7 protein-coding genes are annotated in these 10,109 nt (G+C 65.5%); 2 read left to right on the top strand and 5 right to left on the bottom strand.

All coding sequences use genetic code 11. The annotated features are described in order from the left end of the window. Positions 1–164: 164 nt before the first annotated feature. The 4 genes from asd to leuC are packed head-to-tail and all read right to left on the bottom strand — an operon-like array spanning position 165 to position 4,533. On the bottom strand, positions 165–1,277 hold the full coding sequence (gene asd / locus AC0Z2B_RS22945; protein WP_416426031.1) for an aspartate-semialdehyde dehydrogenase: 1,113 nt from the start codon (positions 1,275–1,277) through the stop codon (positions 165–167). A gap of 57 nt (positions 1,278–1,334) precedes the next feature. Further along, a complete protein-coding gene (leuB, locus tag AC0Z2B_RS22940; protein ID WP_476299630.1) occupies positions 1,335–2,417 on the bottom strand; it encodes a 3-isopropylmalate dehydrogenase in 1,083 nt (360 codons plus the stop codon). Positions 2,418–2,458: 41 nt separating this feature from the next. After that, entirely contained in the window at positions 2,459–3,103 is a 645-nt protein-coding gene (gene leuD / locus AC0Z2B_RS22935) for a 3-isopropylmalate dehydratase small subunit (RefSeq protein ID WP_476299628.1), read from the bottom strand. Then, on the bottom strand, positions 3,100–4,533 hold the full coding sequence (leuC, locus tag AC0Z2B_RS22930; protein ID WP_476299626.1) for a 3-isopropylmalate dehydratase large subunit: 1,434 nt from the start codon (positions 4,531–4,533) through the stop codon (positions 3,100–3,102). The genes leuD and leuC overlap by 4 nt, the downstream gene beginning before the upstream one ends. 131 nt (positions 4,534–4,664) lie before the next feature. On the opposite strand from leuC, the gene AC0Z2B_RS22925 reads away from it, so the two are divergent. Together AC0Z2B_RS22925 and AC0Z2B_RS22920 are read left to right on the top strand one after the other, a co-directional pair. Beyond that, a complete protein-coding gene (locus tag AC0Z2B_RS22925; RefSeq protein WP_416426038.1) occupies positions 4,665–5,549 on the top strand; it encodes a LysR family transcriptional regulator in 885 nt (294 codons plus the stop codon). 56 nt (positions 5,550–5,605) lie between these two features. Then, complete coding sequence (locus AC0Z2B_RS22920; protein WP_476299624.1) at positions 5,606–8,896, top strand: sensor domain-containing protein; 3,291 nt, start codon at positions 5,606–5,608, stop codon at positions 8,894–8,896. A 102-nt stretch (positions 8,897–8,998) separates the two neighbouring features. Here AC0Z2B_RS22920 and AC0Z2B_RS22915 read toward each other — a convergent pair whose 3' ends face one another. Then, positions 8,999–9,958, bottom strand: a complete 960-nt coding sequence (locus AC0Z2B_RS22915) for a tRNA dihydrouridine synthase (RefSeq protein ID WP_476299622.1) — start codon at positions 9,956–9,958, stop codon at positions 8,999–9,001. Between the last annotated feature and the right edge of the window lie 151 nt (positions 9,959–10,109).

The raw sequence follows: 10,109 nt of genomic DNA, 5'->3' as shown, positions 1-10,109 counted from the left end.
GCCAGGCTGCGCTGGCCCGGGCGCTCGCTGAAGATCCTCGGTGAGGCACAGGGCCAGCGCAGCCTGCGGCAGCGGCTACGGGGTGGCCGGGGCATGAAAGCAATCTGCCGCGAATAAAAAAACCCGTGCGCAAGGCACGGGTTTCTTTCAACTCACAGCAGCACTTACCGTTCCAGCAGGATCCGCAGCATGCGGCGCAGCGGCTCGGCGGCGCCCCACAGCAGCTGGTCGCCGACGGTGAACGCGCCCAGGTACTGGGAGCCCATGTTCAGCTTGCGCAGACGGCCAACCGGCACGTTCAGGGTACCGGTGACGTTGGTCGGGCTCAGCTCCTGCATGCTGATCTCGCGCTGGTTCGGCACCAGCTTGACCCAGGGGTTGTGCTGGCTGATCAGGCCTTCGATGTCGGCCAGCGGCACGTCCTTGTTCAGCTTGATGGTCAGCGCCTGGCTGTGGCAACGCATGGCGCCGATGCGCACGCAGATGCCGTCGACCGGGATCGGGCTCTTGAAGCGGCCCAGGATCTTGTTGGTCTCGGCCTGGGCCTTCCACTCTTCGCGGCTCTGGCCGTTCGGCAGTTCCTTGTCGATCCATGGGATCAGGCTGCCTGCCAGCGGCACACCGAAGTTTTCCGTTGGGTAGGCGTCGCTGCGCATGGCCTCGGCGACCTTGCGGTCAATGTCGAGGATGGCGCTGGCCGGGTTGGCCAGGTCATCGGCCACGGCCGCGTGGGTAGCGCCCATCTGGCGGATCAGCTCGCGCATGTTCTGCGCACCGGCGCCCGAGGCCGCCTGGTAGGTCATGGCGCTCATCCATTCCACCAGGCCGGCTTCGAACAGGCCGCCCAGGCCCATCAGCATCAGGCTGACGGTGCAGTTGCCGCCGATGTAGTTCTTGGTGCCGGCGTCCAACTGCTGGTCGATGACCTTGCGGTTGACCGGGTCCAGGACGATGACCGCGTCATCCTGCATGCGCAGGCTGGAAGCGGCGTCGATCCAGTAACCCTGCCAGCCGGCTTCACGCAGCTTGGGGAATACCTCGCTGGTGTAGTCGCCGCCCTGGCAGGTCAGAATGACGTCGAGGGTTTTCAACTCTTCAATGCTGTAAGCGTCCTTGAGCGGGGCAATATCCTTGCCTACCGCCGGGCCCTGGCCGCCGACATTGGAAGTGGTGAAAAACACCGGCTCGATAAGATCGAAGTCCTGCTCTTCCAGCATCCGCTGCATGAGCACGGAACCGACCATACCGCGCCAACCGATCAGACCTACACGTTTCATCGCAACTACACCTTTGACAAAAAAGTGGGCCGCTACTGCTGTAGCGGGCCCAAGAGATTACAGATTCCGCAGCGCCGCGACTACTGCATCACCCATTTCCTGCGTACCAACTTTCGCACAACCGTCCGACCAGATGTCGCCGGTGCGCAAGCCCTGGTCCAGCACCAGGCTCACGGCCTTCTCGATGGCGTCGGCGGCAACCTGCTGGTTGAAGCTGTAGCGCAGCATCATCGACACCGACAGGATGGTCGCCAACGGGTTGGCGATGCCCTTGCCGGCGATGTCCGGCGCGGAACCGTGGCACGGCTCGTACATGCCCTTGTTGTTGGCATCCAGCGAGGCCGACGGCAGCATGCCGATGGAACCGGTGAGCATGGACGCCTCGTCCGACAGGATGTCACCGAACATGTTGTCAGTCACGATCACGTCGAATTGCTTGGGCGCGCGCACCAGTTGCATGGCGGCGTTGTCCACGTACATGTGGCTCAGCTCGACGTCCGGGTAGTCCTTGGCCACTTCCTCGACCACTTCACGCCACAGTTGGCTGGAAGCCAGCACGTTGGCCTTGTCCACCGAGCACAGCTTCTTGCCACGCACGCGGGCCATGTCGAAGCCGACGCGGGCGATGCGGCGGATCTCGCTTTCGCTGTACGGCAGGGTGTCGTACGCCTGGCGCTCGCCGTTTTCCAGTTCGCGGTTGCCGCGCGGGGCGCCGAAGTAGATGCCGCCGGTCAGTTCACGGACGATGAGGATATCCAGGCCCGCGACGATTTCCGGCTTCAGGCTGGAAGCGTCGGCCAGTTGCGGGTACAGGATGGCCGGGCGCAGGTTGCCGAACAGGCCCAGTTGCGCGCGGATCTTCAGCAGGCCGCGCTCGGGACGAATGTCACGCTCGATCTTGTCCCACTTGGGGCCACCCACGGCGCCCAGCAGCACGGCATCGGCCTTGCGCGCCAGTTCCAGCGTCTCGTCGGCCAGGGGCACGCCGTGCTTGTCGATGGCAGCGCCACCGATCACGTCGTGCTGCAGTTCGAAGCCCAGGTTGAACTTGTCGTTGGCCAGGTTCAGCACCTTGACCGCCTCGGTCATGATTTCCGGACCAATACCGTCGCCTGGGAGAATCAGAATCTGCTTGCTCATGCTTTCCTCGATCTTTTGTTCAATTCGAAATTGCGAAACAGTCAGGCGTCGCGGAACAACCAGGGCTGGCTGGCCCGGTGCTTGGCTTCGAACGCCGCGATGGCATCGCCATCCTGCAAGGTCAGGCCGATATCGTCCAGGCCGTTGAGCAGGCAGTGCTTGCGGAACTCGTCGATTTCAAAGGTCAACACCTTGCCGTCGGCGCGGGTCACGGTCTGCGCCTGCAGGTCGATGGTCAACTGGTAGCCAGGGTTGGCTTCGACCTGCTGGAACAGCTCGTCGACCTCGGCGTCGTCGAGAATGATCGGCAACAGGCCGTTCTTGAAGCTGTTGTTGAAGAAAATGTCGGCGTAGCTGGGGGCGATGATGGTACGGAAACCGTACTCTTCCAGCGCCCACGGCGCGTGCTCGCGGCTCGAGCCGCAGCCGAAGTTCTCGCGGGCCAGCAACACGCTGGCGCCTTGATAACGGGCGTGGTTGAGCACGAAATCAGGGTTTACCGGGCGCTTGGAGTTGTCCTGGTAAGGCTGGCCCACGTCCAGGTAGCGCCATTCGTCGAACAGGTTGGGGCCGAAGCCGGTGCGCTTGATCGACTTGAGGAATTGCTTGGGAATGATCTGGTCGGTGTCGACGTTGGCACGGTCCAGAGGCGCGACGAGGCCGGTGTGCTGGGTAAAGGCTTTCATGCTGCGCTCCCTTGGATCAATTCACGGACATCAATGAAACGACCGGTCACCGCGGCGGCGGCGGCCATGGCCGGGCTCACCAGGTGGGTACGGCCACCGGCGCCCTGACGGCCTTCGAAGTTGCGGTTGGAGGTGGACGCGCAATGCTCGCCCGACTCCAGGCGGTCCGGGTTCATGGCCAGGCACATGGAGCAGCCTGGTTCACGCCATTCGAAGCCCGCTTCGAGGAAAATCTTGTCCAGGCCTTCCTTCTCGGCCTGGGCTTTCACCAGGCCCGAGCCCGGCACGACGATGGCCTGCTTGACCGTGGAGGCCACCTTGCGGCCCTTGGCGATCTCGGCGGCGGCGCGCAGGTCTTCGATCCGCGAGTTGGTGCACGAGCCAATGAACACGCGGTCCAGCTGGATATCGGTGATCGCCTGGTTGGCGCTCAGGCCCATGTACTTCAAGGCGCGCTCGATGGAACCACGCTTGACCGGGTCGGCTTCCTTGGCAGGGTCCGGCACGTTCTGGTCGACTGCCAGGACCATTTCCGGCGAGGTGCCCCAGCTGACCTGCGGCTTGATATGCGCGGCGTCCAGCTCTACCACGGTGTCGAACACCGCGTCTGCGTCGGACACCAGGTCTTTCCAGGCTTCGACGGCCTTGGTCCAGTTCTCGCCCTTTGGCGCGAACGGGCGGCCCTCGACGTAGGCGACCGTCTTCTCGTCCGCAGCCACCAGGCCCACGCGGGCGCCGGCTTCGATGGACATGTTGCAGATGGTCATGCGGCCTTCGATGGACAGGTCGCGAATGGCGCTGCCAGCGAATTCCATGGCGTGGCCGTTGCCGCCGGCGGTGCCGATCTTGCCGATAACGGCCAGCACGATGTCCTTGGCGGTGACGCCGAAGGGCAATTGGCCTTCCACGCGCACCAGCATGTTCTTCATTTTCTTCGCCACCAGGCACTGGGTCGCGAGCACGTGCTCCACTTCCGAGGTGCCGATGCCGTGGGCCAGGGCGCCGAAGGCACCGTGGGTGGAGGTGTGCGAGTCACCGCAGACCACGGTCATGCCGGGCAACGTGGCGCCCTGCTCCGGGCTGATGACGTGGACGATGCCCTGGCGCACGTCGTTCATCTTGAACTCGGTGATGCCGTACTCGTCGCAGTTGTCGTCGAGGGTCTGCACCTGCAAGCGCGACACCTGGTCGGCGATGGCCTCGATGCCGCCCTTGCGCTCAGGGGTGGTCGGCACGTTGTGGTCCGGGGTAGCGATGTTGGCGTCGATGCGCCATGGCTTGCGGCCGGCCAGGCGCAGGCCTTCGAAAGCCTGGGGCGAGGTCACTTCATGGATGATGTGACGATCAATGTAGATCAGCGCCGAACCGTCGTCGCGCTGTTTGACCAAATGCGAGTCCCAGAGCTTGTCGTAGAGCGTTTTGCCGGCCATCAGACTTTCCTCATCAGTATCTTTTCTATGCCAATAACCGCTTGGCTTGTAGGGCGAATGCTAAGGGGTTACATTGGATTACTCAAATTCATAATTTTCATGCTTTGGATAACCAACAGGAATCCGAATAGATGGACCTGGCCAACCTCAACGCCTTCCTCGCCATCGCCGAATGCGGCAGCTTTTCCGGGGCCGGCGAACGCCTGCACCTCACCCAGCCGGCGATCAGCAAACGCATCGCCGGCCTTGAGCAACAACTCAATGTACGCCTGTTCGACCGCCTTGGGCGCGAAGTCAGCCTGACGGAAGCCGGGCGCGCCCTGCTGCCCCGCGCCTACCAGATTCTCAACGTGCTGGACGACACCCGCCGGGCCCTGACCAACCTGACCGGCGAGGTCGGCGGCCGCCTGACCCTGGCCACCAGCCACCATATCGGCCTGCACCGCCTGCCGCCGGTGCTGCGCGCCTTCACCAAGCGCTACCCGGACGTGGCGCTGGACATCCAGTTCCTCGATTCGGAGGTGGCCTACGAGGAAATCCTCCATGGCCGCGCGGAATTGGCGGTGATTACCCTGGCCCCCGAGCCCCATACCCTGGTGCGCGCGGTGCCGGTGTGGACCGACCCGCTGGACTTCGTGGTGGCGCCCGAGCACCCGCTGGCGCTCAACGGCGCGGTGAGCCTGGCGGATATCGCCTATCATCCGGCTGTGTTCCCTGGCGGCAACACCTTTACCCACCATATTGTCCAGCGCCTGTTCGAGGCCCGGGGCCTGACGGCCAACATCGCCATGAGCACCAACTACCTGGAAACCATCAAGATGATGGTCTCCATCGGCCTGGCCTGGAGCGTGCTGCCGCGCACCATGCTCGACGACCAGGTGCGCAGCATTGCTTTGCCGGGCATTCAGCTCAGTCGCCAGCTAGGCTACATCGTGCACACCGAAAGAACGCTGTCCAACGCTGCGCGGGCCTTCATGGCCCTGCTCGACGCCGAGCCCGACACGTTAGCCGGGTAGCGCTCGGGCGCAGACGGTCTACCTTAAGGAAGCCGTAACCGCCAAAGGTCTGGTCCATGCCCAAGTCAGCTTCACGCTTTCCGCGCTTGCCGCGTATTCATGCGGCTGATCCCCAGGAGTCCGAGCAAACCTGGGAAAGCGCGCCGCAACTGCTGGCGGCGCTCAACGGCGCGCACCTGGGGGCCTGGTTCTGGGACGTGGGCAGCGGCAAGATCAGCTGGTCGCGGGGCACCCAGGCGCTGTTCGGCTTCGACCCCAGCGCGCCGCTGCCCAACGACCTGGATTACCTGGAGCTGCTGCCCGAGGAAGACCGCAGCCGCACCACCCAGGCGTTCCAGGCGGTGCTGCGCGGCGAACCGGTGGAGCAGGCCCTGCGCCACCGCATCCGCTGGCCGGACGGCAGCCTGCACTGGCTGGAAATCAGCGGCAGCCTGATCGCAGACAAGGACGGCCGCCCGCAGATGATCGGCGTGATCCGCGAAATCACCCGCCAGCGCGACCGGGAAACGGCGCTGATCAACTCGGAAAAGCGCTTCGCCACCCTCTTCCACCTCAGCCCCAACGTGGTGCTGCTGACGCGCCGCGCCGACGGCCTGATCCACGAGGTCAACCACCATTTCGAGAAGACCCTGGGCTGGGCCGCGCACCAGATCATCAACAAGACCACCGTGGAGCTGGGCCTGTGGGCCGAGCCCGAGCAGCGCCACAAGCTGCTGGAGGCCACGCGCCACACCAGCGAGCCGGTGAACATGGAGGTACGCTTCTGCGCCAGCAGCGGCCAGGTGCACGACGGCATCCTCAGCACCCAGAACATCGAGCTTGAGGGCGACAGCTACCTGCTCAGCACCTTTACCGACACCAGCGACAACAAACGCGCCGAACAGGCGCTCAAGGACAGCCAGGAGCGCCTGGACCTGGCCCTGGACTCGGCGCAACTGGGCACCTGGGACTGGCACATCCCCAGCGGCATGCTCTACGGCTCGGCGCGCGCGGCGCAGCTGCACGGCCTGGCACCGGTGCCGTTCCACGAATCCTTCGAGGCGTTCTTCGAGGGCGTGCCCGACGACGAGCGCAACACCATGCGCCAGGCCTACCGCAGCCTGCGCGAGGGCCCGGCGGGCAATTACCAGATCACCTACCGCATCGCCCTGGAAAACGGCGCCTCGCGCTACATCGAAAGCCGCGCGCGACTGTACCGCGACGACAACGGCCAGCCGCTGCGCATGGCCGGCACCCTGCTGGACATCACCGAACAGGTGGAGCGCGAGCAGCGCCTGGTCAGTTCCGAAGAGAAGTTCGCCAGCCTGTTCCAGGCCAGCACCGACCCCATCTGCGTGACCCTGCAGGCCAGCGGCCAGTTCATCGAGATCAACCCCAGCTTCACCCAGACCTTCGGCTGGAGCGCCGACGAGGTCAAGCGCCACACCGCCGACGAGCTGGGCTTCTGGCTGGACAGCGCGCAGCGCCTGCAGCGCATCGAGGAGGTAATTCGCGAGCGGGCGCTGAACAACGTCGCCGTGCAGGTGATGCACAAGCACGGCCAGGTGCTCACCTGCCTGATCTCCAGCCGCCTGATCACCGTCGACAACCAGCCCTGCGTGGTCACCACCCTGCGCGACATCACCCAGCAGCAGCGGGCCGAAGCGGCGCTGAAAAGCAGCGAGGAGAAGTTCGCCAAGGCGTTCCACTCAAGCCCCGACGCCATCACCATCAGCGAGCGCGACAGCGGCCGCTACCTGGAGGTGAACGACGGTTTCTGCCGGCTCACCGGCTACAGCGGCAGCGAAGTGCTGGGGCGCAGCATTGACGACGTCGGCTTCTGGGCCGACCCGCGCCAGCAGGCCCTGCTGCTGGCCGAGCTGGAAGACAGCGGCCACGTGCACCACCGCGAGCTGATCGGCCGCAACAAGCGCGGCGAGGCGCTGACCCTGGAAGTGTCCATCGAGCCCATCACCCTCAACGAAACCCCGTGCCTGCTGCTCAACGCCCGCGACGTCAGCCAACTGAAGAACGCCCAGGCGCAGATCCGCCACCTGGCCTACCACGACCCGCTGACCAACCTGCCCAACCGCGCGCTGCTGATGGACCGCCTGAGCCAGCAGATCGCCCTGCTCAAGCGCCACAACCTGCGCGGCGCCCTGCTGTTCCTGGACCTGGACCATTTCAAGCACATCAACGACTCCCTGGGCCACCCGGTGGGCGACACGGTGCTGAAGATCATCACCGCGCGCCTGGAGGCCAGCGTGCGCCTGGAAGACACCGTGGCGCGCCTGGGCGGCGACGAGTTCGTGGTGCTGCTGACGGGCCTGGAAGGCAACCGCGCCGAGGTCACCGCCCAGGTCCGCGAACTGGCCGACACCCTGCGCGCGCTGCTGGCCGAGCCCATGTCGCTGGACGGCCAGCGCCTGCAGGTCACCCCCAGCATCGGCGTGGCGCTGATACCCGACCATGGCACCACCCCCGCCGACCTGCTCAAGCGCGCCGACATTGCCCTGTACCGGGCCAAGGATTCGGGGCGCAACACCACGCAGATGTTCCACAACACCATGCAGAAGGCCGCCAGCGAGCGCCTGCAGATGGAAAACGACCTGCGCATGGCCCTGGCCCGGGGCGAGCTGAGCCTGCACTTCCAGCCCCAGGTAGACGCCCGCGAGGACCGCATCGTCGGCGCCGAGGTGCTGTTGCGCTGGCACCACCCGCTGCTGGGCCAGCAATCGCCGGCGCAGTTCATCCAGGTACTGGAAGAAAGCGGCCTGATCCTGGAAGTTGGCAGCTGGATCCTCGACGAAGCCTGCGGCGCCTGCGCACAACTGCTGGCCGACGGCCTGATCGACGTCAACGACTTTGCCCTGTGCGTGAACATCAGCCCGCGGCAGTTCCGCCAGAACGACTTCGTCGAGCGCGTGGCCCACAGCCTCAGCCAGCACAACCTGCCCTGCACGCTGCTGAAACTGGAGATCACCGAAGGCATCGTCATCCAGAACCTGGAGGACACCATCAGCAAGATGCGCAGCCTGAAAAAGCTGGGCGTCAGCTTTGCCATGGACGACTTCGGCACCGGCTACTCGTCGCTGACCTACCTCAAGCGCCTGCCGGTGGACGCCTTGAAGATCGACCAGTCATTCGTCCGCGACGCCACCCACGACCCCAACGACGCCGAAATCGTCCGCGCCATCGTCGCCATGGCCCGCAGCCTTGACCTCACGGTGATTGCCGAGGGCGTGGAGCAGTCCGAGCAGCTGGAATTCCTCGAACGGCTGGGCTGCCACCTGTACCAGGGCTACCTGCACAGCCGCCCGCTGCCGCTGGCGGAGTTCAGGCAGATGCTAATCGATGATTCACAGTGAAAGCTTGTAGCCTCTGCCGCCAGGCTGCGCTGGCCGCATGCCTCACTGAAGATCTCCAGTGCACATTCAGGCCAGCGCAGCCTGGCGGCAGCGGCTACAGGGTCAGGCCGCTTGCTGGGCCGGTAGGCCGAGCAACTGCCCCACCCGCTCGCAATCCGTCTCGCGGCGCAACAGCGCGAACAGTTCCACCGCCTCGGGGAAGGTGCGCGTCAGCATCGCCAGCCACTGCTTGAGGCGCCCCGGCGCCTGGCGCGGGGTGAGGTCGATGACGGCCTGGCGCCAGAACTCCTGCAGCAGCGGCATCAACTCGGCCCAGGTCATGGGCGCCAGCTCGATACCCGCCTGGGCCGCGGCAATCTGCCGGGCCAGGTCGGGGCGCGAGACCAGGCCGCGGCCGAGCATAATGTCGGGCACGCCGCTGATCTCGCGGCAGCGCCGCCAGTCGTCCACCGTCCACACCTCGCCGTTGGCGTACACCGGCACCTTGACCACGTCGCGCACCCGCGCCACCCACTCCCAGTGCGCCGGCGGCTTGTAGCCGTCGACCTTGGTGCGGGCGTGCACCACCAGCACCTCGGCGCCGCCTTCGGCCAGCGCCTCGGCGCACACCAGGGCGCCGTCGGGGCTGTCGAAGCCCAGGCGCATCTTGGCGGTCACCGGGATATGCGCCGGTACGGCACGGCGCACTTCGCAGAGGATGTTGTTGAGCAGCTCCGGCTCCTTGAGCAGCACCGCCCCGCCGCGGGACTTGTTGACGGTCTTGGCCGGGCAGCCGAAGTTCAGGTCAATGACCGGCGCGCCGAGGCTCACCGCCAGGGCCGCGTTGTCGGCCAGGCAGATGGGGTCCGAGCCCAGCAGCTGCACGCGCATCTGCGTGCCGGCGGGGGTCACGCAGCCGCTGGCCAGCTCCGGCGCCATCTTGTGGAACACCGCGGGCGGCAGCAGCATGTCGTTGACGCGAATGAACTCGGTGACACACCAGTCGATACCGCCGACACGGGTCAGCACGTCACGCAGGATGTTGTCGACCAGGCCTTCCATGGGGGCCAGGGCAATGTGCATGGGGAATCTCGGGGGGAGGAAAAATTGGCGGGCATTGTACACCGGAACGCCCTGCAAACACCGTAGCCGCTGCCGCAGGCTGCGCTGGCCCTTTACCCCACTGCAGATCTCCAGCGTGGACCAGGGCCAGCGCAGCCTGCGGCAGCGGCTA

Source organism: Pseudomonas sp. GYB4201 (assembly GCF_056312595.1).
This window is presented reverse-complemented; position numbering and strand designations above follow the sequence as displayed.

Bases quoted from the DNA above. Each gene is read 5' to 3' on its own strand.
- AC0Z2B_RS22925 (WP_416426038.1), top strand. From the start codon at position 4,665: ATGGACCTGGCCAACCTCAACGCCTTCCTCGCCATCGCCGAATGCGGC.
- asd (WP_416426031.1), bottom strand. From the start codon at position 1,277: ATGAAACGTGTAGGTCTGATCGGTTGGCGCGGTATGGTCGGTTCCGTG.
- AC0Z2B_RS22920 (WP_476299624.1), top strand. From the start codon at position 5,606: ATGCCCAAGTCAGCTTCACGCTTTCCGCGCTTGCCGCGTATTCATGCG.
- leuC (WP_476299626.1), bottom strand. From the start codon at position 4,533: ATGGCCGGCAAAACGCTCTACGACAAGCTCTGGGACTCGCATTTGGTC.
- leuB (WP_476299630.1), bottom strand. From the start codon at position 2,417: ATGAGCAAGCAGATTCTGATTCTCCCAGGCGACGGTATTGGTCCGGAA.
- leuD (WP_476299628.1), bottom strand. From the start codon at position 3,103: ATGAAAGCCTTTACCCAGCACACCGGCCTCGTCGCGCCTCTGGACCGT.
- AC0Z2B_RS22915 (WP_476299622.1), bottom strand. From the start codon at position 9,958: ATGCACATTGCCCTGGCCCCCATGGAAGGCCTGGTCGACAACATCCTG.